Raw genomic sequence first — 21,349 nt, 5'->3', positions numbered from 1 at the left:
GCCGACCGCAACGAGGGCGAAGCCGACGAGCAGCCGCCGGGTGATCGCTTCGCCGAGGTCGAGCGCGAAAGATCTCTCAAACACGGTCAGAGGCGATAGGTGCTTGCGACGCTTCAGCTAGACGCGGAGAAGTGGCCAGGCCCGAGCCTGCTCACTGGGGAAAGATCTGAGCAGAGCTAAGTAAAGTAGCGTGTTGTTCACGCGAATCTTGTCCGAAGGACACGCTTGGCATGAACAAGGACGTTCTGCGAACGCTCGTCCTGCGAGGTCAGACCGGCGGCGCAGCGAGATGCTGCCAGAAGATCGACACGCCGATCAGGATCAGAACGGCGCCGCCGGCGATTTCGGCGCGCTTGCCGAAGCGCAGCCCGATCGAGGGGCCGAGCGCGAACCCGATGGTGCTCGCGGCAAAGGAGGTCAGTCCGACAAACAGAGTGACGATCAGGGGCGCGCCGGCATAGGCGAAGGCCGCGCCGACGGCTGCGGCGTCGATGCTGGTGCCAAGGGCGGTGGCGATGGTACCGAGAAGGCTCCGGCGTTCATCATCGGTCATACCGTCATCGTCAGGGCCGAATCCCTCCCGGATCATCCGTGCCCCGATGATCGTCAGAAGGACCAGTGCCGCCCAATGATCGATCCGGTCGATCACGCCGCCGAGCGTCAGCGCCAGGAGAAAGCCGCCGAGGCACATCAGCCCCTCGGTCGTCCCGAAGATCGCACCGATGCGAACGGCACGCGGCACGTTCCGTTCCCGCATGGCCGTGCCGCGGGCGACCGAGGCGGCGAACGCGTCGGTCGACAGGCTTATGCAGGTGGCGGCCAGTGCTGAGGCGCCGGGCATGCTAGCGGACCTCCACGGTCAGGTGGGCGACGCCGGACAGGCTCGACACCTTCTCGCGCAGCGGGGCTGGGTCCTCGGTCCCCGTGACGCTGACGATCGCCGCATGGGCGCCCGGCGCGATGCGCCAGACGTGTAGGTCGGTGATCGCGGCGTCTCCGGCGACGGCCTCGCGGATATGCTCCTCGAGATGTGGATCGGTGCGGTCAAGGAGGACACCGGCGGTATCCTTGAGAAGCGACCAGGACCAGCGGGCGATGACGAGAGCGCCGACGATCCCCATCACCGGGTCGAGCCACACCCATCCGAGAAATCTCCCGGAGAGGAGCGCTGCGATGGCGAGAACGGACGTCAGCGCATCGGCCAGGACGTGAAAATAGGCCGACCGCAGATTGTTGTCATGGCCATGGTGATGGTGGCCCTCGTGCTGATGATCGTGGCCATGGTGATGGTGATCGCCGCCGAGAAGCGCCGCGCTGACGAGGTTCACGATCAGCCCGATGATCGCGACGACGGTCGCCTGATCGAAAGCGACCTCGCGGGGATCGATCAGCCGGCCGAAGGATTCGGCCGCAATGCCAAGCGAGACGAGCCCGAGAATGAGGGCGGAGGCGAAGCCCGCCAGGTCGCCCACCTTGCCCGTGCCGAAGGAGAATTTTCGGTTCGTCGCCTGACGCTTGGCATAGAGGTAGGCCCCGGCCGCAATCCCGAGGGCCCCGGCATGGGTCGCCATGTGGAAACCGTCCGCGAGCAGCGCCATGGAGCCGTAAAGCCTGCCGGCGATGATCTCGCCGACCATCATCACGGCGGTCAGGGCAACGACCCACAGCGTCCGCCGCATGTTCCGATCATGCGCGTCACCGAGATAGACGTGATCGTGGCCAAGGGCGGCGGTATCGGACATACTGCTCATTTCGCGTAGCGCCTGATGACGGCGAGAAGCTCTTCGGTTCCGGCGGCCCGGTCCTCAGGCGACAGGTCGGGGGCGGCGACATGCTCGCGAAGATGCGCCTCGATGATCTCGTCCATCAGGCCGTTGAGGGCGCCGCGGGCCGCGGCGAGTTGCTGCAGCACGGCAGCGCAGGGCGCTTCGCCGCCGAGAGCGTCATCGACCGCGCCGAGCTGGCCCGTGATCCGGCGCAGCCGGGCGCGGAGCCGGTCAGAATTTTGAGACAGGTGCATAATATACTGGGGTATAGTATCAACCCGGCGGGCTGTCCATCCGACCCTTTAGGTCCGCCGGAGCGTCACGGTGAACCCTTGCCTCCGGAGGGCATGCGGGTGCCAGGGGGCGCCTAATGCCCGATGCGAATAGTGAACGCCGGCCTCCGGCAAGGCGCGGGCGGCCTCGATGCTCATGGCGGCGGTTGCGCGATAGACATCGGGATGGAAGAGATCGATCCGCGCAGTTCCGAGAGAGGATCTGCCGGTCGCCCGAAGGGCGAGACCATGAGGCCGCCTCGTTTGTCGCGCGGCCGCGCCCAAGAGGGAGAGGGCCTTCTGCCGGGAAAGCAGGGTCCGCCCCCCGAATTTCGACATCAGCGTCAGGATTTCGGTCCACACATTGATGCCGCCATGCCAAAGACGGAGACGCTTGACCGAGGGTCGCGCGGCCGCGCCGTGCAATTCTGGCAGTTCCACGGGTCGTCGTGTTATTCCTCCGAGTAAGGAATGCGCCGGAGTTCGGGCAATAGGTACGCTGAACGCGTGGTGCTCAATGTAAATGAAGTGAGCCGTCCCGCAGACGGCCTGAAGCGATTGCCCGCTGTCAATCGGCATGCACCACTCGAGCCCGATAGACTGCGGCAGCGGTCTTGGCACTGCGCATCACCGTCGCATTCCGGTTGAGGGCTGCCTCGAACGTCGCAGCATCTTCGGCAGTCATCACATGGTGGTCGCGCTCGCCGGGGGATGCGTTCCACTTCCCCGGCAAGATTAGCCGGATCAATTCTTTCCATGGTGACTTTCCTCGATTGAGCGCGTGCCGGAAGGTCATTGATTGATAGAATGGTACTCTGTGGGCTGGGGCTAGCAACGACTTCCTGTTTTCTCGACCCTGAGGACTACGCCGCGCCCCATTTGTTTGCCGCCCGGATGCGGGAGAGGGAAGAGGACGGCATCGTCTATCCCAGCGTCCGCAACCCAGGCGGGGAATGCTTCGCCGCCTTCTGGCCCGACGTGATGGGGGTGCCCGTCCAGGCCCGCCACTTCGGATACCATTGGGATGGCGAGCGCATCGATCTCCTGCGGCAGGTCACGAGCGATGGCGCGGGGCCGGTCTACCGGCTGACCGACGACGGGTCGGGCTAGCCAAGACCAAGGCCCAGCACGGCTCCGAACAGCGCCTGGGCGAGGACGGTCGTCAGGGGTGTCGCGCGGCCGTAATTGAGCCCGAAGGGTCCGGGCGGTTCGAGCTGGGTCAATGCGTGGGCCCCGTCATAGGACGTGGCGAGCCTGGGATGGATGACCGGCAAGATCGGCAGGAAGACGACGATCAGGAACAGCCCATGCGCCGTGCCGATGGCGAGGCCCGCCCACCAGCTTATCGTCCCCACGCTGAACAGGGCGGCGGCGTAGAGAATGGCGAAGAGCCAGCCGCCCAAGAGATAGAGGCCATAGCCGATGACGATCGCGCGATCCCGCCGGTCCGTCACGAAGGTCCCGAACAGGAAAGGCAGGCTCATGCGCGACCAGCCGAGGAGCCTGCTGCCCTCGAGCAGGGTCGACATGACCGCCGATGCGGCGAGACCCCAAAGGGCGATCGCTGGCCATTGGTCCATCAAAGTGTCGATCATGAGGATGCCTCCTTGAGAGTGAGGGCCGCGTTGATCAGCGCCGCATGGGAGAAGGCCTGGGGGAGGTTGCCGAGAAGCGCGCCGGTGTCGGGGTCGCGCTCCTCGCTGAGGGATCCCGTCGGCGGGACATCCGCCAGGAGGGCCTCGAAGCGGCTTCTCGCCTCCTCATCGTCACCCGCGCGGGCCAGGCCTTCCACAGCCCAGAACCCGCAGGCCCAGAACGTCCCTTCGGACTCGCCGCCGCCATCGACGCCCTCCGCATAGCGGCGGAGATGCGGACCGCGGCGAAGTTCCGCGTCGATGGCTTGCCGCGTCGATACCATGCGCGGATCGTCGGCTTCCACGATCCCGAAGCGCGGCAGAAGGAGGAGACTCGCATCGAGGAAGTCCGCGCCGAACGCGCCGGTGAACGCCTGCCGCTCCTCGTTCCAGCCATGACGGACGATCGCGTCCCGGATCCGACCGGCCTCAGCCTCATAAGGGGCGGGATCGTCCCTGATCGTTCCCCGCCGGATGAGCGCGGCATAGGCGGTGAGGGCGGACCAGCACATGGCCTTGCCGTAGGTGTAGTGGCGCGGCGGCCCCCGCATCTCCCAGATGCCCTTTTCCGGCAGGGTCCATTGCTCCCTCGCGACCTGGGCGAAGCGCCGGAGGCGGCGCTGCTCGGATCGCTCGAGACGGCCCCCCGCCTCGGCAAAGAGGAGCGCGGCCTGAAGCACCGAGCCGTAGACATCGAGCTGGCGCTGGCTCACCGCCCCATTGCCTTCCCGCACCGGGCCTGCCCTCTGATACCCCTCGAAGCGGTCGATCCGGCGCTCCTGAATGTCGGTCCGTCCGTAGACGCTGTAACAGGGCGTGAGTTCGGGCGTCGTCAGCCGGGTGGCATGCATGATCCAGGTGAAGAAGGCCTTGGCTTCGTCGTGATAGCCAAGGCCGAGATAGGCGCGGATGAGGAACGACGCGTCGCGCAGCCAGCAATAGCGGTAGTCCCAGTTGCGCATGCCGCCAGGCGCTTCGGGCAGGGAGGTCGTTCCCGCTGCGAGGATCGCGCCCGACAGGCTGAAGGTCAGAAGACGAATCATGGTCGCGCTGCGGGCCACGGCGTCCCGGTAGGGTCCGCGATAGGTGCTGCGGCTCGCATAGTCGCGCCAGAAGCGCTCGGTCCGCTCGATCGCCGGCTCGACGCTCTCGGTGCCGGGGAGGGCGAGCGCGTCGTGGGAAGCGAAAGCCAGCCGCAGCTGGCGTTCCTCGCCTTCCTCAAGGCGGCAGCCTCCGTCGACGGTGCCGTTCGCCGACGGCGCCCCGGCCATGTCGCTGAGAAGGGTCAGGGCGCGTTTGCCCGTCCGCCATTGCCAGACGCCGGTGCCATGGTCTCGCCATTGCGGCACGGTTTTCCCGTTGTCAGGGCGCGGCGCATAAGTGAAGCGGATCGTCGGTGTGCCGCGTTCGGCCCTGATCCGCCGGATCAGCCACCGTTCGGGATGAAGGCCACGCCGATCCGGAATGACCATGAGGTCGGTGACGGTGACCACCCCTTCGCCCGTCTCGTAGCGGCTCTCGAGGATGGCCGTGTGGTCCCGATAGGTCCGCTCGACGGAATGGAAGCGCGGCGGGGCAACGGTGAAATACCCCCCGCGGTGATGATCGAGAACGCGACCAAAAGAGGCCGCATCGTCGATATCGGGCAGGCACAGCCAGTCGATGCTGCCGCTCTCCGAGATCAGCGCCAGCGTCGCCGTGTCGCCGATGACCGCATAGGATGCGAGCGGCGGATAGGCGGCGTCGGGCGTTGGGTCGGTCGGCATCGCCTGGACGTCAGTGGCCATGGCCGCGCAGGATCCGGCGCAGGAGAAGGGCGGCCGTGCCCACTGCCGCCGCTCCGCCGCCTGCAAGGAGCCGGTTGCGCGCCGTGGTGCCGAGGGTCATGGGGCGGGCTGCTTTCGCGCGGTCGAGGAATCGCCCTTCCGCTTCCGAGGGCACGGTCTCGACCGGCTCGAACAGATTGTCGGGCCGACCCGCCTCGGCCGGTTCGTCGGTCATCTGTCCGGACCAGGCGCTATCTGCGAGCATGCGCTCGGCGAGGTTCGGCGCCAGTTTTTGGGCAAGGATGGCCTTCATGGCCGGTCGGCCGATCCAGATCTCGCGTTCACCGCTTTCCGCCTTGGCCGCGATGGCCTCGGCGACCGCCTCGGCGCGATAGATGGGCGGCACGGGCCGGGGCCGCTTCGGCATCTTATTGCGGGCCCATTCGAATTGCGGGGTGTTGACGGCCGGTAATTGCATCATGGTGACATCGATACCGACACCGTCATGCCGCAATTCCGTCCGCAGGCTGTCCGAAAAGGCGATCATCGCGGCCTTCGCGGCGCAGTAGGCGGATTGAAGCGGGATCGCCCGGTAGCCGATGGCCGAAGCGATCTGCACGATGGTACCTCGCCCCCGCGGACGCATATGGTTGAGGGCGGTCATCGTTCCGTGAACGGCGCCGAGGTAAGTGACGGCGGTGACCCGGTGGATCTCTTCGGGCTTGAGCCGCTCGATCGGGCTGAAGACGGTCACCATGGCGCCGTTGATCCACAGATCGATGGGCCCGAGTTCGGCTTCGCAGGTCGAGGCGGCTTTTGCCACCGCCTCCGCATCGGCGACATCCAGGGGAAGCACCAGCGCTTCGCCGCCGCGCTCCCGCACCTCGCGGGCGGTTTCCTCCAGCCGCTTGCGGCCCCGCGCGATCAGCCCGATCCGGCATTCTCGATCGGCATAGGCTCTGGCGAGGGCGCGCCCGACCCCGCCCGATGCCCCTGTAATCACCACGGTCTTCATCAGCGTCTTCCCTCACGTTTTTGCGACACACACGGCTCTGGTGCGTGAACCGCATGGACGGATGGAACCCCCGCGGGCCTGAAGTCGTTCCTTCGAGAACCGATACCCGCTGACTGTATGCCCGTTTGTCGCAACGGAAAGGCGTCAGAGACCACGAGACCCGGGAGGAGCCATGACGGAGAAACACAAACATTTCGGTCTTGGAACCGCGGCTGGCGTGGTCGGGCTGATCGTCCTTGCCGGGATCATCGGGCTGATCACCGTCTATTCCGGCGGCTACAATGTGGCGGCGACGGAGGATCATTCCGCCTTCGGCCGGTGGGCGGCGGCGACGACGCTCAAGAATTCCATCCAATCCCGCGCGCCGACGGACGATCCGCCGAGCTTCACTGAAGCCATGGTCGAGGCGGGCGCCGGCGAATACAAGGCCATGTGCCAGCACTGCCACGGCGGCCCCGGCATCGACCGGGCCGGCTGGGCCGAAGGCATGCTGCCCGAGCCGCCCCATCTCACCGAAGCGGCCGCCCATTGGGAGCCAAACGAGATCTACTGGATCCTCGACCACGGCATCAAGAGTTCCGGCATGCCCGCCTTCGGTCCGTCCCATGACGAGGAGGCGCTGTGGAACCTCACGGCCTTCGTCACCGACCTGCCGGGCATGACGCAGACAGACTATGAAGCGATGGGCTCAAGCGGTCACCACGACGACGGTCATGAGCACTAAGGACAAAAAGGAGGGCCACGACATGCAGATGTCCTATTGGCGTTTTGCGGCGATGATTGCGACCTCGACCACGGTCATGTTCATCCTGATGTATTTCAACACTTATGCGTTCGAGCACATCTTTTGGAGCGAAACGCGCTTCTGGATGGCCTTCGTCATGGGGGCGGCCATGGCGGTGATCATGCTCGCCTTCATGCTGTCCATGTACAAGAACATGAAGGTCAATATCGGCATCTTCGTCGGCAGTGCGTTCGTCTTTGCGCTGACCTTGTGGCTCGTCCGCAGCCAGGCGACAGTGAACGATCAGGAATATATGCGCGCCATGATCCCGCACCACTCGATCGCCATCATGACCAGCGAACGGGCGCAGATCACCGATCCGCGCGTGCGCAAGCTCGCCGATGAGATCATCGCCGCCCAGGAACGCGAGATCGCCGAGATGAAGTATCTGATCGCCGATCTCGAAGAAGCGGACGACTGAGGAGGGACCGATGACCAAACGATCCATGATCCCCTTTTCTCTCACCGCCGCCTCGGCGGCAGCGCTCGCCGGTTGTGGCGGGCCTGCGCCGGGAGAGGGAATGGAAAGCGAGATGGCGCCAGAACCGATGCCGGAAATCGTCTCCGCCGACGAGGCCATTCACACCGCCGCCATTCCTGCGATCGATCCCGAAACCATGCAGACGGCGGAGATCGACAAGGTACTACCGCCTGGTACCCGCTGTGGTTTCGCCTATACGGCGTCGAGCAGACCTGTTCTGTCGGGCAGCAATGGCGCCGGGGTCGTGAAGATTCATGGACGGCTGGTCGAACTCCGCTCCGATGCGACGACGGCCGAGGCCCTGGCAGGCCCGATAACTTTTCAGACGGAAGGGATGCGTCTGACGGTGCGGCCGCTGGACGAGAAGCCCCGCGTCCAGGACGGCGAGAGCCAGCAGAAGGCCGAGATGCATTTCGAGATCGAGGACGGCCTAACGGTCGGTTATCGCGGCTGGTATCGCTGCAGTTCTAGGGACACTTGATTCGGCAACGCATCGCTCGGTTCGTCATCGCGCCATGGCGAAGCGCAGAATTGAGGGTGCCGAAGTTTGCAGACGGCTCTTGCGACATACCGTGGGCGGGTATATGCCCACGAGGTCAAGGGAGATCACACAATGTCCGTGACCAAGGCCTTTCTCGCCGTAGTCTTGTCCGCCGCTTTTTTGGTTCTTGGACAGGCATTTGCCCATGTGACCATCAAGGCGTCGAGCATTGAAGACGGCGCCACACTCCGCGTCGCACCTGATGAATTCAGCTTCTCCTATTCTGCGGATGTGCGTCTCGTAGGTATCACTCTCTCAGGTCCTGAGAGTGAAGACGAAGCCCTGTCGTTCGCACCGGACAGCGGATTTGCATCGGCCTATCAGGCAAGCCTCCCGGAGCTCGGTCCAGGCTCCTACCTGATCGAATGGCGTGCGATGGCAAAAGACGGTCATGTGATGCAGGGAAGTATCAGCTTCGACATTGTGGACTGAAGTTGTGGCGCTCGACGCGCTTCTGATCGCCGCAAAAGCGTTACTCTACGCGTCGACCCTCCTGGTCGCGGGCTTGGTTGTCCACCATCGCTTAGGCATTGTCCGGACTGTGCCTTTAGTCGCTACCCTGGGCACCCTGATTCTGATCGCGGTGTCCTTGCGCTTCATACTGATGATGATGCAGCTCAGTGGCGGTCTCGGGGAACCGATAGATTGGGCCATGGCCCCGATCATTTGGGAAGTGAACAGGGCACAAATCTTGGCTTTTCTGCTCGGCGCAGGATCACTGATTCTCGGTCGGTTCGTTGCTCATCGAGTGCTTCCGCCCGTCGGAGCGGTGGTGCTGATCGTGGGGTTCGGTCTCGGTGGCCACACCGTGGCGGTCGATGATCCGCTCCTTCCGGTGGTGGTGATGGTCCATGTCGGGCTTGCGGCGTTCTGGTTTGCGGCCCCGATGACGCTGTTTCCACGAGAATCGGCCCCCACCCCAGAATTGCTTGTCAAACTTGAACGCTTCAGCCAGCTGGCAATATGGGTCGTACCGCTCGCGTTGGCGCTTGGAACAGGTCTTCTGCTGCGGCTCGCAGGAGGACTTGAAGCCACGTTCGCCACGAACTACGGCCAGCTGCTGCTGGTCAAGCTCGCTTTCGCGCTCGTCGCCCTCACTATTGGCGCTTACAATACGAAAGTGGCGACAGCCCGGCTGCGTTCCGAGCCCGAGATCGGGTCACGACTTCTACAGCGCACACTGACGGCGGAAGCGGTCTTGTTCGTGTTCATTCTCGTCTCAGTCGCAGTGGCGACGACGATCCTGGGGCCCGAGAGGTAGAAAACAGGAGAAGGGTTCGAGCGAGCACCGACACGGGCTGCGGCTCGATTTGCGTTCACAGCGTCACTCTCGACGTGTATCGTCGCCGCCTCGAGGAACACGTCCTCCGATCACGCGGACGGAGATCGAGGCCCTGTATTGGAGGGGCAATTTCTACCGATCAGAAGAAAGGCTGGCGTTCCATGCGAGCAGCCGCAACCCAGGGGCCGTCCTCGCGGAGCGGCGGAAAAAGGGGCATCCTCCCGATGAACACGGGGTTCCCGACCCTCCGTTCTGAGGTCGGCTGGAGCTTCCTTGGCTGTCGCTAAGTTGATGACTTCGTCACCTCCGGCATCAGCTTGAACAGCATGGACGCCGACATTGAGATGCAGAGAAAGCCGTTGAACGCCTCGACCCCGGCGATGAAGGCCAGATGCCCCTCGGGCATCGCCTTGCCGAGCCCGAGCGTGGTGAAGGTCGCGAGCGAGAAATAGTAGACATCCATGAAATCGGCGCCGGGCGGCTTGCTGAAGGTTCCGATGCCGACGGCCCGGCCCAGCTCAAAGCCGGCGGCGTAAAGCCCGACTTCGGCGAAATGCAGCAGGATCAAGCCGAGGCAGATGATCCCGAACCGCGGCGCGGTCAGCTTGGCCGTCCGCACACTGACGCGGTTGAGGATCTCCCAATGCAGCATCAGCGTGCCGACAAAAAGAGCAATGGACAGAAGGATGGCGAGGGTCAGTGGAAACCTCCTTTCGTGGCGGTGGTCATAGCGTCTTGCTCCTGAGGCGGAGAGCGTTGGCGATGACTGAGACCGAGGACAGGCTCATGGCCGCGGCGGCAATCATCGGATTGAGGAGAATGCCGAAGAATGGGTAGAGGACGCCAGCGGCCACGGGCACCCCGACCGCATTGTAGACGAAGGCAAAGAAGAGGTTCTGCCTGATGTTCCGCATGGTGAGGGTGCTGAGCCGGTAGGCGGCGGCGATTCCGCGCAAATCGCCCTTCACCAGCGTGACGCCGGCGCTTTCCATCGCGACATCGGTACCGGTGCCCATGGCCACCCCGACATCGGCCTTGGCGAGGGCGGGGGCGTCGTTGATTCCGTCACCCGCCATGGCCACCTTCGCCCCCGCGGCCTGGAGTTGCGAGACGATCTCAAACTTGTCTTCGGGCGAGACATCCGCATGCACCTCGTCGATACCGAGCGTCTTGGCCACCGCTTCGGCCGTCGCCCGCGCATCCCCCGTCAGCATGACGACCTTGAGCCCTTCGCGGTGCAAGGTCGCGATGGCATCCGGGGTCGTCGCCTTGATGGGGTCGGCGACGGCGAGAAGCCCCGCGGGTCGTCCGTCCACCGCGACGAACATGACCGTCTCGCCCTCGGTGCGGCGACGGTCGGCCCGCTCGGCAAGGGCCGCATCCTGGGCGCCCTCGGCGGTCATCAGCTTGGCGTTGCCGATCGCCACACGGCGACCCTCGACGGTGGCGATCGCGCCTTGTCCGGTCACGGACTGAAATCCTGAAGCGTCGGGAAGGGGGAGGCCCCGGTCGGTGGCGCTCCGGACGATCGCCTCGGCAAGGGGATGCTCCGAGCCCCGTTCGACCGCTGCGACGAGGGAGAGAAGGTCGTCTTCGGCGAAATCGGCGGTGGGCTCGATCCCGACCAGCGCCGGGCGGCCCTCCGTCAGCGTGCCGGTCTTGTCGACGACGAGCGTGTCGACCTTCTCGAAGGTTTCAAGCGCCTCGGCGTTCTTGATGAGGATGCCTTCCCGCGCCCCCTTGCCGGTGCCGACCATGATCGACATCGGCGTCGCGAGCCCCAGGGCGCAGGGACAGGCGATGATCAGCACCGCCACCGCGTTGACCAGCGCATAGGAGAGCGCTGGCGACGGGCCGAGGATCCACCAGGCGATGAAGGCGATCACTGCCACCGCGATCACCGAGGGCACGAAGATCGCCGAAACCTGGTCCACCGTCTTCTGGATCGGCGCGCGCGACCGCTGCGCCTCGCTGACCATGCGGACGATCTGGGACAGGACGGTGTCCTCACCCACCCTATCCGCCACCATGACGAAGCCGCCCGCCCCGTTGACCGTGCCGCCAGTGACCCGGTCGCCCGGTTCCTTCGTGACGGGCAGGGGCTCGCCGGTGATCATGCTTTCATCAACCGTGGAGCGGCCTTCGCTCACCGTGCCGTCGACGGGCACCTTGTCGCCCGGGCGCACGCGGAGGCGGTCCCCCTCGCGAATGTCGTCGACGGGCACGCGGACATCTTCGCCATCGGGTCCGATGCGGATCGCTTCGGGCGGCGCCAGTTCGAGCAGGGCGCGGATCGCGCCCGAGGTGGCGCTGCGGGCGCGGAGCTCGAGGACTTGCCCCAGAAGGACGAGGGTCACGATGACCGCGGCCGCCTCGTAATAGACCGCGACATTGCCGTCATGGCCGCGAAAGGCGTCGGGAAAGAGGCCCGGGACCGCTGTGGCGACCAGCGAGTACGCGAAAGCGACCCCGACGCCGAGGGCGATCAGGGAGAACATGTTGAGATGGCCGGTGCGGAAGGACCGGATCCCCCGGGCGAAGAACGGCCCCCCGCCCCACAGGACCACGGGCGCCGCGAGCAGGAGCTGGGCCCATTGCGCCCAGTCTTCCTCGATCAGCCGCCCTAAGGGGCGGCCGGGCAGCATGTCGCTCATGGCATAGAGGAAGAGGGGGATGGTGAGGATCGCTGAAACCCAGAACCGCCGCGACATGTCGCGCAGTTCCGCATCGTCCTCCTCGCCGACGACGACGCCTTCGGGTTCGAGGGCCATGCCGCATAAGGGGCAGGGGCCCGGTTTCGGCGCCCGCACCTGCGGGTGCATCGGGCAGGTATAGACCGTGCCGGTGAAGCCGTCCGGAATGGTGTCGTAGGCGCCTTTGTCCGTCGCCGTATCGTCATGAGCGTGGGGGGTGTCGCCGCTGTGACGGCAGTGATCATGGGACGTCATGGTGCAGACCTCGGAGAAAGGGGCGGCAGAGAAGAACGATGCCGAAGGGCAGAATCAGCCATTGAAGGAACGGGGTGAGGCCGGTGCCGAGAACGGGAATGACCGGCATCCCGTCCGCATACGCCCAGCGGCCGAGGAGGTCGGTGAACACCCATTCGGCGGCGATGGTGATGCCAAGACCGGTGAGGACGAAGACAACCATGCCGCGCCGATCCTTCTCGGGGATCCAGCGGCGCGAGCCGGTGGCCTGGCGCGCCGCGAGGAACGCCGTCACAACGATCACCACATCGCCGATCGTGGCCATGGTGCAAATCCGGACACCCTGCCAGTGGCTGATGTCCGGCATGTCGGCATAATAGGGGACCTGCCAGAATTCCCATACGAAATGCAGGAGAAAGCCGAAGAGTGCCACGGCGAACTCCGGCGAGGAGAAGATGCGCCTCAGCCGCTCGGTCATCGCGCTGCTCCGGCTTCATCTCCCTGGCTTTGCTGAAGGAAGATCCGCTCCCCGACGAAGGTGAGGGCGATGCCCACAAGCGCGATGGCGACCACCAACCGGTCCTGCTGCGCCTTCATGACGACGAAGGCGAGGAGCGCGACGGTGTCGAGTGTAATGGCGGTGATCACCACCCATCCCTTGGCGCCGACATCCTCCCGAAGATGACGCAAGAGGCCCCAATGGATGATGATGTCCATGACTAGGTAGAAGATGGCGCCAAGGGCCGCGATGCGGGTCAGGTCGAAGAAGGCGGCCAGCGTGCCGGCGAGCACCACGGTGTAGACGAGGAGGTGGCGGTGGATCGGCCCACTCATCCCGAAGTGACGGTGCGGGATCAGCTTCATCTCCGTCAGCATGGTCAGCATACGCGATACCGCGAAGACGCTGGCGAGGATCCCCGAGGCGGTGGCGATCAGCGCCACGGCCACGGTGAAACCGACGCCCAGCGATCCCACGGCCGGCCGGGCCGCCTCTGCCAGGGCATAATCCTTGGCCGCGACGATCTCTTTCACCGACAGGGTCGAGGCGACACCGAACGCCACCACCAGGTAGACGATGGCGCAGATGGCGAGGGAGATGATGATGGCCCGGCCGACATTCTTCTCAGGGTTCTTCACCTCGTCACCGGAATTGGTGATCGTCGTGAACCCCTTGAAGGCGAGGATGGCGAGGGCTGTCCCGGCGAGAAAGCCGAAGGCACCGGTGTCGTTGGCGAGCCCGTTCTCATAGGGCTCGAAGGAGAACCCCGCGGCCGCCATGGCCACGATCCCGAAGACGAGGATGCCCCCGATCTTCAGGATGGCGGCGATCTGGCTGATCCCGCCAATCCATTTGTTGTTCGCCACGTTCACGACGAAGGCGAAGACGACGAGACCGACCGCGAGGACGGGGATCAGCACGCTGTCGTCCGCCACCCCGAACGGTCGCAGCGCGTAGCTGCCGAAGGTCCGCGCCACGAGGCTTTCATTGATGATCATCGAGAACGCCATGAGGAGGGCGGCCGCCCCCGTCACGGTGGTCTGGCCATAGGCCTTCTTCAGGATCATCGCGATGCCGCCGGCGGACGGGTAGGCGCTCGCGACCTTTATGTAGCTGTAGGCGGAGAAGCCGCTGATCGCCGCGGCGAAGAGGAAGGCGAGGGGGAAGAGGTCACCGGACAGCTCGGCGACCTGCCCGGTAAGGGCGAAGATGCCCGCCCCGATCATCACGCCGGTCCCCATGGCGATCGTGCCCCATAGGGACAGGCTGCCTTGTTCGTAGGACTGATCTTTTGCCATCGACGGTGCCTCCCTAGAACCAGGCCCTGAGACCCGCGACGACCACCACCTCATCCGTCTCCAGACCCAGCCGTTCCTGGAGGTCTGCGGTCTCCCCGAAGCGCGACCGCCATTCGGCGCCGACATAGGGGGCGAAGGAGCGCTTCACCTCATAGCGCAGCCGGGCCCCGAGGCTGACATCCGTCAGACCCGCGCCGAGATCGCGTTCCTCAATGCTCTGGGCACTGAGGCCTGCTTCGAGACGCGGCTGAAGGATCAGTCGCTGGGTCAGGAACCATTCGACTTCGGCCTCCATGCGACCGGTCAGGTCGCCCTCTTCGGAGAGAAAGAGCGCGGCGTCCGTCTCGAACCAATAGGGCGCGAGCCCCTGAATGCCGAGAACCGCGTGGGACAGCCCGTCGGGCTCGAGGTCCTGCCGAATACCCGTCTGAAGGTCGAAATAGGGGAAGATCGCCCGCGAATAGAGGAGCTGAACCTCCGCTTCCTCGACCTCATCATCGGTGAGCGAATAGTCGCCTTCGGACTTCACCCAGACCTTGTTGATATCGCCACCATAATAGCCCTGGACATCCCAGACGAGCGTCCCGTCTCCTTCCGTGTCCTGCCATTCGAGGCGGTCGATCATGGCGAGGCCATAGCGGATGTCGCCGTTCTCGTTCTGGACCCGGCTGCGAGCCTCGCGCATGGCCTCCGGGCCATAAACGCCATCGGCGGCTTCCCAAGGGGGATCGCTTTGCTCCTGGGCGTGAAGGGGTGTCAGGGTGAGGGGGGCCAGAAGGCCGATCAGAAAAGCGGTTCTCATCAGTGCGTCCCTCCATGCTCGCCATGGTCCATGTCGTGCTTGACCGGCGTCTCCGCTGGATGGGTGGCTTGGGGCGGTCCTGCCCCGATCTCGCTCAGGGGTGGACGGTCGTCGCGCGGCAGCACGCTGACGACCTGCATCATGCCGGCATGCATGTGGTAGAGAAGGTGGCAGTGAAAGGCCCAATCACCACGTTCGGGCGGCGTGATGTCCACGGACAGCTTCTCGCCGGGCTTGGTCAGGATGGTGTGGAGGCCGGGAAGGTAGCGCTCGCCGTCCTCGTCCTCATCATAGTCCGGGATGACGAGATCGAAGAACATCCCGTGCAGGTGGATCGGGTGCGGCATCATCGTGTCGTTCACGAGGGTCAGCCGGACCCGCTCGCCCTCGTAGAACTTGATCGATTCTTCGACTTCGGAGAATTTCACGCCGTCGAAGGACCACATATAGCGCTCCATATTAGAGGTCAGATGGATCTCGACTTCCCGCTCGGTCGGTCGTCGGTCCGTGTTCGGACGGAGACTCCGCAGCTGAGCATAGCTCAGGGTGCGGTGCGGGACGCGCTCAAGGCCGAGCCCCGGCTCATGCAGGCGACTGACGGGGTTCATCGCGACATTGGCGACGCCGGCGCCCATCGGGTGATGGTGGTCCGCCATCGTCATGTCTCCATGATCCATCCCCATACCCGCCATGGTGCCGCCCGGTTCCCCAGTCTCGGGATAGGTGAGGGCATGGCCCTGACCCTCCATGCCGGGCTCTGCGGGCGTCGCCATGTCGGACGCCATCATGCTGCTCATCCCCATGTCCTTCATGGTGAGGAGCGGCCGTGGCCTCAGGGGCGGGGCCTCCGCGGTCTCCCCAAGACGTGGCGTCAGCGTCGCCAGCGCCTGACCGGAACTGTCGATCGAGGCGGCGACCAGACGGTAGGCCCGATCCTTTGGCTCCACGATGACGTCATAGGTCTCCGCGGTGCCAATCTGAAATTCCTCGAAGGTGACCGGCCGTACGTCGAGCCCGTGGGCGTTGATGACTGTCATCGGCAGGCCAGGAATCCGCACGTTGAAGATCGACATGGCGCTCGCATTGATGATCCGGAGGCGGACGCGTTCACCGGGTTCGAAGAGGCCGGTCCAGTCATCGTCCGGACCATGACCATTAACGAGGTATGTGTATTGCGCCCCGTTCACATCGGCGAGGTCGGTCGGCATCATCCGCATGCGTCCCCACATCGCCCGGTTCCCGAGGGCGGCGCCGAGGCCGTCTTCGCGCGCATCGGCCGCGAGATCCGCCGCGGTGCGTTTCTGGTAATTGAGCGTGTCGCCCATCTTCTTCAGCTGGGCGAAAAGCCGGTGGGGATCGGCAAACGTCCAGTCCGACAGGACGATAACGAATTCCCGGTCATAGCTCTGGGCCTCGGTTCGGGCAGGATCGATGACCAGGGGGCCGTAGAGCCCGAGCTGTTCCTGAAAGGCCGAATGGCTGTGGTACCAATAGGTGCCCGCCTGCTTGAGCGGGAAGCGATACTCGAAGGTCGAACGGGGCGCGATGCCGGGAAAGCTGACCCCCGGCACGCCGTCCATCGAGGCCGGCACGAGCAGGCCATGCCAGTGGATCGAGGACCATTCGTCGAGCGTGTTGGTCACGCGCAGAACGATGTCCTCCCCTTCCTGCATTCGGATGAGGGGCGCGGGCAGGGTGTCGTTCACGGTGACGGCGTGCCCCGCGCGCCCATCGATACGCACGGGCGTTCGGCCGATGGTCAGGTCGAATTGGTTGCGCGTCAGCGGATCGAGGCCGCGATTTCCTTGCCGACCCGACTGAGCCCAGGCCGGAAGGAGGGACTGCGCCGCAAGGGCGGTAGCGGCGGTTCCGATGAAATGGCGTCTGTTCAGCATGCTGATATCCTGTCTGGTGCGTTGTTTTCTCCTGGGGACTGCCAAGACAGGATCACCACCGAATCAAATCGAATAGAGTGACCGGATCGGGAAGGTGCCTGAAAGGGGTTGCAACACGCGGAGCCCGTGTCTCTTCGCTACGCGCTAACTGTCGGTCGCTTGCTGTGCGCGACAGGACAACCGGATCAATCGGAGCGGTTTCGGCGCTTCGTGGTATTTGAGCGGGGCTGGACCGGCAAAAGATACAGGCGCCGCGGCAAGCCTTGTGAGACCCGGCATGGATCTCGGTCTCCGAAAAAGGGGCTAGGGTTGCGTCTACGGATGTTGGCAGTGCGACAGCGCGCCCTGGAAGGCCCAGAAGTAGGCCAGCCAGAATCACGGACGCGAGAACAAAGAGACAGTCTCGGCGGTGGGGTAGTGCCAGCGCGGTGATCTGTTCTTGCGATGCTCGACCCACGTCGAACGCTCCTCTTCGGTTCGTGTTTATACCCATGTGGGGTATACGTTTTGCAAGGCAAGCTCAATCGTGGCTTTCAGCTGCGGTAAGACATGCTCCTCTGACGGACGCCGCCTTGTTCTTCGCTGAAGACGAAATGCTCTGACAAAAATGCCGTTCCGATGGGCGAAGCTCGGAACTGACCGCTAGAAAGGCAAAACCCCGGTTGCGCCGGCCGCGTTCACACATCAATTATACCCCCAACGGAGTATGCGATGAGAGACGAAACCAAAGCTGCCGCGATCAAGCGCCTCGCCCGTATCGAGGGTCAGGTGCGGGGTGTCGCGAAAATGGTCGATGGCGACCGCTACTGCATCGACGTCGTGCGGCAGGTGCAGGCCATCAAGGCTGCGCTCACAAGCCTCGAGAAAGTGGTTCTGGACGATCACTTGGGCACCTGCGTCGAGCACGCGCTCGGTTCGGACGATCTCGATGAGCGCCGGGAGAAGGTAGAGGAACTGGTCGCCGTGCTGGGGGGGCGCAAGAAGTGACAATGCACCCAGGGGGTATCGGTGTTAACGGATTGCGGGTAGGGTCCCTTCCATGACGCTTTCGGCTCGCCTTCTCGGCCTGGTTGCGGCGCTGCTGGTGATGGCAGGGCCGGTCATGGCCTGTTGCCTGACCGAAGGCGGTCATGCCGACATGGCCAGCGCTGCGGAGGCGGCCCCGCCCTGCCATGGCGAGGCGGAGCATGCGCCACCCGATCCGGCAGAATGCCCTGGATGCGATGCCTGTCTGACCCAGGCGTCGGCGACGGCGAACCAGACCCTTAAGGCCGCCCACGAACGGGCGCCGGTGGTCGTCGCCTTGGTGCCCTTGCCGGCCCTCGCAATCCGTATCCCGCCGGTGACTTCAGGCTTTGTCCGGCCCCCCGGTACCGCCCCCCCGGCGCAGACGCCGCTGGTCCTTAAGCAACGTTTGCTTCTTTGATCCGACGCTGAACCCCTCGGATGCGGCTCCGCCCGTCCGCTTCGTTCGTTCAGCTGTCGGATTTTCTATGTCTCATTCCCTATCGCTCAGCCCCGTGTTCTCGGCCCTTCTGGCCGGGCCGCTCCTGCTCGCCTCAGCCCACGGTCAATCCGTCGACGATCTCGAGGCGCGCCTTCGCGACCACCCCGCGCTTCAGTCCCTTAAATGGGAGACAGAAGCGGTGGGGGCGGAGGGCCGGGCGGCCCTTGGGCTGCCGGATCCTGTCGTCAGTCTGGGCATCAACAATCTCCCAGTGGAAGATCCGGCGTTCGACCGGTTTCTGCCCACGCACAAGGCCATCGGCGTCCGGCAGGACATCCCCAATCTGAAGAGCCGACGGGCGGGCGCGGCAATGTCCGACGGGGAAGCGGCGCGGCTGGAATTGATGGCGGAACAACGCTTCGCCGCCCTGCGCGCCCGTCTCATCACCGCGCTGGCGGACCGGCGACGGATTATCGAGCAGCAGAACGTACTCGAAGCACAGGCTGAAGCCCTCGATGCCCTGACCGAGACGGTCGAGGCCGACCTTGCGGCCGGACGGGCCGTCGCTTTCCGGCTGGCGCAGGTCGATGTCGAACGCGTCGATCTGAGTCGCCGCCGGGCAGACCTCGCTGCCGAAATGGCCGCTGTGGAGGCGGCGCTCATCGACCTCGTGGGCGATGTGCCGCAAACGGATCTTCCGCCCATCGAGCCGCAGCAATGGATCGGGGAGGCAAGCGCCTTCCATGCCGTCCGCCTCGCCGATGCCGGGATCGATATTGCCGCAGCGGGCACGATGCGGGCCGAGGCGGCGTACTGGCCCAATTGGGGCGTGGGACTGACCTATCAGCAACGGGAGGAGGGCAGCGGTCTGCCGGGCGAGATTTTCCGGGGCGATGACTGGGTCTCGGCGCAGGTGACCTTCACCGTGCCCCTGTGGCAGCGAAACAATCAGGACCCCAAGCTGCGCGCGGCGAAGGCGCGGGAGGCGGCCGCCCGATCCGACCTCGCCACCGCCGCCCGGATGGCCCAGGCGGCCTGGAGCCGGCTCGATGCGGCGCGCGTGGCGGCAGAGGACAGTGTCGACCTGCTGGAGGCCAAGATCGCCGGGCTCGCGGAGCAGGCGCGCGCAGCCCGGGCGGATTACGAAGCGGGATACGGTACCTATTCCTCGGTCATCGACGCGGAGCTCGCTGCCCTCGAACTCCGTTCTCAACTGGCCGCGGAACGGGCGCGTGTGATTGCGCTGACCGCCGAAGCCAACAGCCTCTTGGTGACGCCATGAAACATCTCATCCTCATTCTGATCGTTCTGTTCGCGGGGGCCGCCCACGCGCAGGAGACCGAGACCTATACCTGTCCGATGCACCCTCATTACATCTCCATGGATGCAGACGGGGTCTGTCCGATCTGCGGGATGGACCTGGTGCCGGTCTCCGAAGCCCCCCTGGTCGATGGCGGAGACCAGGCCGGCATTGCCGTATCCCCCGCCATGATCCAGACCATGGGGGTACGGACGGCGCCGGCGGAGGTCGTCTCCTTCGCCCGGCAGGTCCGCGCCTTTGGTCGTGTCGAACCGAGCACGCGCGCGGAGACGGTTGCTGCTTCTCGGGTAGAGGGATGGATCGAAGACCTGGCGGTCACAGCGGAAGGAGATCGTGTCGAAGCCGGGGACCTTCTCTACCGCGTCTACAGCCCGGACCTGATCGGGGCGCAGCAGGACTACCTCGCGGCGTTGCGCAGCGGCGCGGGCGGAAGGATCGAGGCGGCGGCGCAGCGTCTGCGCTCCCTCGGCATGCAGGATGGCGTCATCGCGACCTTGCGTGAGGGCCGAGCCGTTATCGAGCGGATGCCGGTGACCGCGGAGGAGGACGGGGTGGTATCGGCGCTGTCCGTGCGCGAAGGAACCTATGTCACGCCTGGCGATGTGATCCTTCGGCTACAGCGTTACGACGAGGTGTGGATCATCGCCTCGGTGGCGGAGCAGGACCTCCCCTTAATCGCCGAGGGGACGCCCGCGACGGTCACTGTGTCCGCTGCCGCCGTGCCGGAGCGCGAGGCGACGGTCGACTACGTCTACCCCACTATCGATCCGGAAACCCGGACGGGCCGCGTCCGGATCGTCCTGTCGAACGACGACCAGGCCCTGCGGACCGGCGCCTATGCCGATGTCACCTTCGCCGTCGACGATCGGCCCCGACTTTCGGTACCGAGCGAGGCGATCCTCCGCGACAGTCGCGGCGCCCATGTGGTGATGGCGCTGGGCGGCGGGCGGTTCGCGCCGCGACCGGTGCAGACGGGGCTGTCGGCCCTGGGGCAAACGGAGATCGTCGCCGGGCTGGAACCGGGCGAAGAGATCGTCACCAGCGGGCAGTTCCTCCTCGATTCCGAGGCGAGCCTCCGGGAAGGGTTTTCGAAGATGGGCGGCGGGCTCGGCCCGGAGGTTCCCCTTTCGGACCTGCCGATGACGGATGAAACGCTGGCCATGGTCGATCACTTCGTTGATGCGGCGCTTTATTTTCACGAGGCGCTGGTTGATGGGTATGCGGTGCAGCCGAGCTTCCTCGATCCTACCCTCGGTGTTGGGGAAACGCTGCGCGCGCGCTACGCGAACACGCGTCTTTCGCCCATCATTCTCCATGCGGAAGGCGCAGTCCGGGCGGCGCAGGAGGCGGGGGGCCCCGCGGAACTGGCAGATGCGCTGTCCGATCTGATGGAGGGCCTGCGCCCGTGGCTCCTCGAAGGCGCCCCCCAACACTATGCCGACGAGGGACTGACGCTCTTCCGTGCCGGAGAGGATCGCCTCTGGGTCCAGGAAGGCAGTCAGCCCGCCAACCCGTATGGCGACGGCGACGCCGAGCGGATCGTGTGGCCGGACGTCATGGCGATGGACGATGCCTCGGATCGGCCTGCCATGGCCGGACACAATCATTAGGGCGGTATC

General features: G+C 65.1%; 24 protein-coding genes. 10 read left to right on the top strand and 14 right to left on the bottom strand.

From position 1 onward, the window contains the following. Positions 1-268 precede the first annotated feature (268 nt). The 5 genes from PB2503_RS13340 to PB2503_RS14815 all read right to left on the bottom strand — a co-directional run bounded on the left by PB2503_RS13340 (position 269) and on the right by PB2503_RS14815 (position 2,834). The gene (locus PB2503_RS13340) at positions 269-841 is read right to left on the bottom strand and encodes a manganese efflux pump MntP (protein WP_013301795.1); all 573 of its coding nucleotides are present in this window, start codon (positions 839-841) and stop codon (positions 269-271) included. A 1-nt stretch (position 842) separates the two neighbouring features. Continuing rightward, a complete protein-coding gene (gene dmeF, locus PB2503_RS13335; protein WP_013301794.1) occupies positions 843-1,751 on the bottom strand; it encodes a CDF family Co(II)/Ni(II) efflux transporter DmeF in 909 nt (302 codons plus the stop codon). Next, on the bottom strand, positions 1,748-2,020 hold the full coding sequence (locus PB2503_RS13330) for a metal/formaldehyde-sensitive transcriptional repressor (RefSeq protein ID WP_013301793.1): 273 nt from the start codon (positions 2,018-2,020) through the stop codon (positions 1,748-1,750). The genes dmeF and PB2503_RS13330 overlap by 4 nt, the downstream gene beginning before the upstream one ends. Before the next feature lie 48 nt (positions 2,021-2,068). Further along, on the bottom strand, positions 2,069-2,479 hold the full coding sequence (locus PB2503_RS13325; protein WP_013301792.1) for a hypothetical protein: 411 nt from the start codon (positions 2,477-2,479) through the stop codon (positions 2,069-2,071). A 127-nt stretch (positions 2,480-2,606) separates the two neighbouring features. Continuing rightward, positions 2,607-2,834, bottom strand: a complete 228-nt coding sequence (locus tag PB2503_RS14815) for a hypothetical protein (RefSeq protein WP_013301791.1) — start codon at positions 2,832-2,834, stop codon at positions 2,607-2,609. Positions 2,835-2,845: 11 nt separating this feature from the next. Here PB2503_RS14815 and PB2503_RS13315 point away from each other — a divergent pair, with 11 nt between their 5' ends. Continuing rightward, positions 2,846-3,148 (top strand): RES family NAD+ phosphorylase, encoded by a 303-nt coding sequence (locus PB2503_RS13315; RefSeq protein ID WP_049782018.1) that lies wholly within the window; start codon positions 2,846-2,848, stop codon positions 3,146-3,148. Here PB2503_RS13315 and PB2503_RS13310 read toward each other — a convergent pair. The 3 genes from PB2503_RS13310 to PB2503_RS13300 are packed head-to-tail and all read right to left on the bottom strand — an operon-like array spanning position 3,145 to position 6,453. After that, positions 3,145-3,633 carry a hypothetical protein gene (locus PB2503_RS13310; RefSeq protein ID WP_013301789.1) on the bottom strand — a complete coding sequence of 163 codons (489 nt, stop codon included), beginning with the start codon at positions 3,631-3,633 and terminating at the stop codon, positions 3,145-3,147. The two genes, PB2503_RS13315 and PB2503_RS13310, sit on opposite strands and share 4 nt — an antisense overlap. Continuing rightward, the gene (locus tag PB2503_RS13305; protein WP_013301788.1) at positions 3,630-5,459 is read right to left on the bottom strand and encodes a glycoside hydrolase family 15 protein; all 1,830 of its coding nucleotides are present in this window, start codon (positions 5,457-5,459) and stop codon (positions 3,630-3,632) included. The genes PB2503_RS13310 and PB2503_RS13305 overlap by 4 nt, the downstream gene beginning before the upstream one ends. Beyond that, complete coding sequence (locus PB2503_RS13300; RefSeq protein ID WP_013301787.1) at positions 5,449-6,453, bottom strand: SDR family oxidoreductase; 1,005 nt, start codon at positions 6,451-6,453, stop codon at positions 5,449-5,451. The genes PB2503_RS13305 and PB2503_RS13300 overlap by 11 nt, the downstream gene beginning before the upstream one ends. A 172-nt stretch (positions 6,454-6,625) precedes the next feature. On the opposite strand from PB2503_RS13300, the gene PB2503_RS13295 reads away from it, so the two are divergent. From PB2503_RS13295 to PB2503_RS13275, 5 genes are all read left to right on the top strand, one after another. Beyond that, positions 6,626-7,177 carry a c-type cytochrome gene (locus tag PB2503_RS13295; protein WP_013301786.1) on the top strand — a complete coding sequence of 184 codons (552 nt, stop codon included), beginning with the start codon at positions 6,626-6,628 and terminating at the stop codon, positions 7,175-7,177. A 22-nt stretch (positions 7,178-7,199) separates the two neighbouring features. Next, entirely contained in the window at positions 7,200-7,658 is a 459-nt protein-coding gene (locus tag PB2503_RS13290) for a DUF305 domain-containing protein (protein ID WP_041535022.1), read from the top strand. A gap of 10 nt (positions 7,659-7,668) precedes the next feature. Next, positions 7,669-8,199 carry a DUF6692 family protein gene (locus PB2503_RS13285; RefSeq protein ID WP_041535021.1) on the top strand — a complete coding sequence of 177 codons (531 nt, stop codon included), beginning with the start codon at positions 7,669-7,671 and terminating at the stop codon, positions 8,197-8,199. A gap of 132 nt (positions 8,200-8,331) precedes the next feature. Continuing rightward, positions 8,332-8,691, top strand: coding sequence for a copper resistance CopC family protein (locus PB2503_RS13280; protein WP_013301785.1), 360 nt, complete (start codon positions 8,332-8,334; stop codon positions 8,689-8,691). Further along, positions 8,681-9,520 (top strand): CopD family protein, encoded by an 840-nt coding sequence (locus PB2503_RS13275; protein WP_148235297.1) that lies wholly within the window; start codon positions 8,681-8,683, stop codon positions 9,518-9,520. The genes PB2503_RS13280 and PB2503_RS13275 overlap by 11 nt, the downstream gene beginning before the upstream one ends. 304 nt (positions 9,521-9,824) lie before the next feature. Here the strand turns inward: PB2503_RS13275 and PB2503_RS13270 are convergent, their stop codons facing one another. From PB2503_RS13270 to PB2503_RS13245, 6 genes are all read right to left on the bottom strand, one after another. Next, complete coding sequence (locus PB2503_RS13270; protein WP_013301783.1) at positions 9,825-10,193, bottom strand: ion channel; 369 nt, start codon at positions 10,191-10,193, stop codon at positions 9,825-9,827. A gap of 73 nt (positions 10,194-10,266) precedes the next feature. After that, positions 10,267-12,489 (bottom strand): copper-transporting P-type ATPase, encoded by a 2,223-nt coding sequence (locus PB2503_RS13265; protein WP_013301782.1) that lies wholly within the window; start codon positions 12,487-12,489, stop codon positions 10,267-10,269. Further along, a complete protein-coding gene (locus tag PB2503_RS13260) occupies positions 12,476-12,946 on the bottom strand; it encodes a hypothetical protein (RefSeq protein ID WP_013301781.1) in 471 nt (156 codons plus the stop codon). The genes PB2503_RS13265 and PB2503_RS13260 overlap by 14 nt, the downstream gene beginning before the upstream one ends. Then, complete coding sequence (locus tag PB2503_RS13255) at positions 12,943-14,265, bottom strand: APC family permease (protein WP_013301780.1); 1,323 nt, start codon at positions 14,263-14,265, stop codon at positions 12,943-12,945. The genes PB2503_RS13260 and PB2503_RS13255 overlap by 4 nt, the downstream gene beginning before the upstream one ends. Before the next feature lie 13 nt (positions 14,266-14,278). Then, on the bottom strand, positions 14,279-15,067 hold the full coding sequence (locus PB2503_RS13250) for a copper resistance protein B (RefSeq protein ID WP_013301779.1): 789 nt from the start codon (positions 15,065-15,067) through the stop codon (positions 14,279-14,281). After that, positions 15,067-16,962, bottom strand: coding sequence for a copper resistance system multicopper oxidase (locus tag PB2503_RS13245; protein WP_013301778.1), 1,896 nt, complete (start codon positions 16,960-16,962; stop codon positions 15,067-15,069). The genes PB2503_RS13250 and PB2503_RS13245 overlap by 1 nt, the downstream gene beginning before the upstream one ends. Before the next feature lie 711 nt (positions 16,963-17,673). On the opposite strand from PB2503_RS13245, the gene PB2503_RS13240 reads away from it, so the two are divergent. The 4 genes from PB2503_RS13240 to PB2503_RS13225 all read left to right on the top strand — a co-directional run bounded on the left by PB2503_RS13240 (position 17,674) and on the right by PB2503_RS13225 (position 21,340). Continuing rightward, positions 17,674-17,949 (top strand): metal-sensitive transcriptional regulator, encoded by a 276-nt coding sequence (locus tag PB2503_RS13240; RefSeq protein WP_013301777.1) that lies wholly within the window; start codon positions 17,674-17,676, stop codon positions 17,947-17,949. Positions 17,950-18,001: 52 nt separating this feature from the next. Beyond that, positions 18,002-18,388, top strand: coding sequence for a hypothetical protein (locus PB2503_RS13235; RefSeq protein WP_013301776.1), 387 nt, complete (start codon positions 18,002-18,004; stop codon positions 18,386-18,388). A 67-nt stretch (positions 18,389-18,455) separates the two neighbouring features. Beyond that, entirely contained in the window at positions 18,456-19,691 is a 1,236-nt protein-coding gene (locus PB2503_RS13230) for a TolC family protein (RefSeq protein WP_013301775.1), read from the top strand. Continuing rightward, the gene (locus tag PB2503_RS13225) at positions 19,688-21,340 is read left to right on the top strand and encodes an efflux RND transporter periplasmic adaptor subunit (protein ID WP_013301774.1); all 1,653 of its coding nucleotides are present in this window, start codon (positions 19,688-19,690) and stop codon (positions 21,338-21,340) included. Before PB2503_RS13230 ends, PB2503_RS13225 begins: the two co-directional genes overlap by 4 nt. Positions 21,341-21,349 lie beyond the last annotated feature (9 nt).

The organism is Parvularcula bermudensis HTCC2503, assembly GCF_000152825.2.
GTDB classification, from domain to species: domain Bacteria; phylum Pseudomonadota; class Alphaproteobacteria; order Caulobacterales; family Parvularculaceae; genus Parvularcula; species Parvularcula bermudensis.
The sequence above is the reverse complement of the archived record's forward strand: the minus strand, read 5'-3'. Positions and strand labels throughout refer to the sequence as shown.

Bases quoted from the DNA above. Each gene is read 5' to 3' on its own strand.
- PB2503_RS13240 (WP_013301777.1), top strand. From the start codon at position 17,674: ATGAGAGACGAAACCAAAGCTGCCGCGATCAAGCGCCTCGCCCGTATC.
- PB2503_RS13270 (WP_013301783.1), bottom strand. From the start codon at position 10,193: ATGCTGCATTGGGAGATCCTCAACCGCGTCAGTGTGCGGACGGCCAAG.
- PB2503_RS13225 (WP_013301774.1), top strand. From the start codon at position 19,688: ATGAAACATCTCATCCTCATTCTGATCGTTCTGTTCGCGGGGGCCGCC.
- PB2503_RS13285 (WP_041535021.1), top strand. From the start codon at position 7,669: ATGACCAAACGATCCATGATCCCCTTTTCTCTCACCGCCGCCTCGGCG.
- PB2503_RS13255 (WP_013301780.1), bottom strand. From the start codon at position 14,265: ATGGCAAAAGATCAGTCCTACGAACAAGGCAGCCTGTCCCTATGGGGC.
- dmeF (WP_013301794.1), bottom strand. From the start codon at position 1,751: ATGAGCAGTATGTCCGATACCGCCGCCCTTGGCCACGATCACGTCTAT.
- PB2503_RS14815 (WP_013301791.1), bottom strand. From the start codon at position 2,834: ATGACCTTCCGGCACGCGCTCAATCGAGGAAAGTCACCATGGAAAGAA.
- PB2503_RS13310 (WP_013301789.1), bottom strand. From the start codon at position 3,633: ATGATCGACACTTTGATGGACCAATGGCCAGCGATCGCCCTTTGGGGT.
- PB2503_RS13305 (WP_013301788.1), bottom strand. From the start codon at position 5,459: ATGGCCACTGACGTCCAGGCGATGCCGACCGACCCAACGCCCGACGCC.
- PB2503_RS13300 (WP_013301787.1), bottom strand. From the start codon at position 6,453: ATGAAGACCGTGGTGATTACAGGGGCATCGGGCGGGGTCGGGCGCGCC.
- PB2503_RS13340 (WP_013301795.1), bottom strand. From the start codon at position 841: ATGCCCGGCGCCTCAGCACTGGCCGCCACCTGCATAAGCCTGTCGACC.
- PB2503_RS13245 (WP_013301778.1), bottom strand. From the start codon at position 16,962: ATGCTGAACAGACGCCATTTCATCGGAACCGCCGCTACCGCCCTTGCG.
- PB2503_RS13235 (WP_013301776.1), top strand. From the start codon at position 18,002: ATGACGCTTTCGGCTCGCCTTCTCGGCCTGGTTGCGGCGCTGCTGGTG.
- PB2503_RS13290 (WP_041535022.1), top strand. From the start codon at position 7,200: ATGCAGATGTCCTATTGGCGTTTTGCGGCGATGATTGCGACCTCGACC.
- PB2503_RS13330 (WP_013301793.1), bottom strand. From the start codon at position 2,020: ATGCACCTGTCTCAAAATTCTGACCGGCTCCGCGCCCGGCTGCGCCGG.
- PB2503_RS13315 (WP_049782018.1), top strand. From the start codon at position 2,846: ATGGTACTCTGTGGGCTGGGGCTAGCAACGACTTCCTGTTTTCTCGAC.
- PB2503_RS13295 (WP_013301786.1), top strand. From the start codon at position 6,626: ATGACGGAGAAACACAAACATTTCGGTCTTGGAACCGCGGCTGGCGTG.
- PB2503_RS13280 (WP_013301785.1), top strand. From the start codon at position 8,332: ATGTCCGTGACCAAGGCCTTTCTCGCCGTAGTCTTGTCCGCCGCTTTT.
- PB2503_RS13260 (WP_013301781.1), bottom strand. From the start codon at position 12,946: ATGACCGAGCGGCTGAGGCGCATCTTCTCCTCGCCGGAGTTCGCCGTG.
- PB2503_RS13265 (WP_013301782.1), bottom strand. From the start codon at position 12,489: ATGACGTCCCATGATCACTGCCGTCACAGCGGCGACACCCCCCACGCT.
- PB2503_RS13250 (WP_013301779.1), bottom strand. From the start codon at position 15,067: ATGAGAACCGCTTTTCTGATCGGCCTTCTGGCCCCCCTCACCCTGACA.
- PB2503_RS13230 (WP_013301775.1), top strand. From the start codon at position 18,456: ATGTCTCATTCCCTATCGCTCAGCCCCGTGTTCTCGGCCCTTCTGGCC.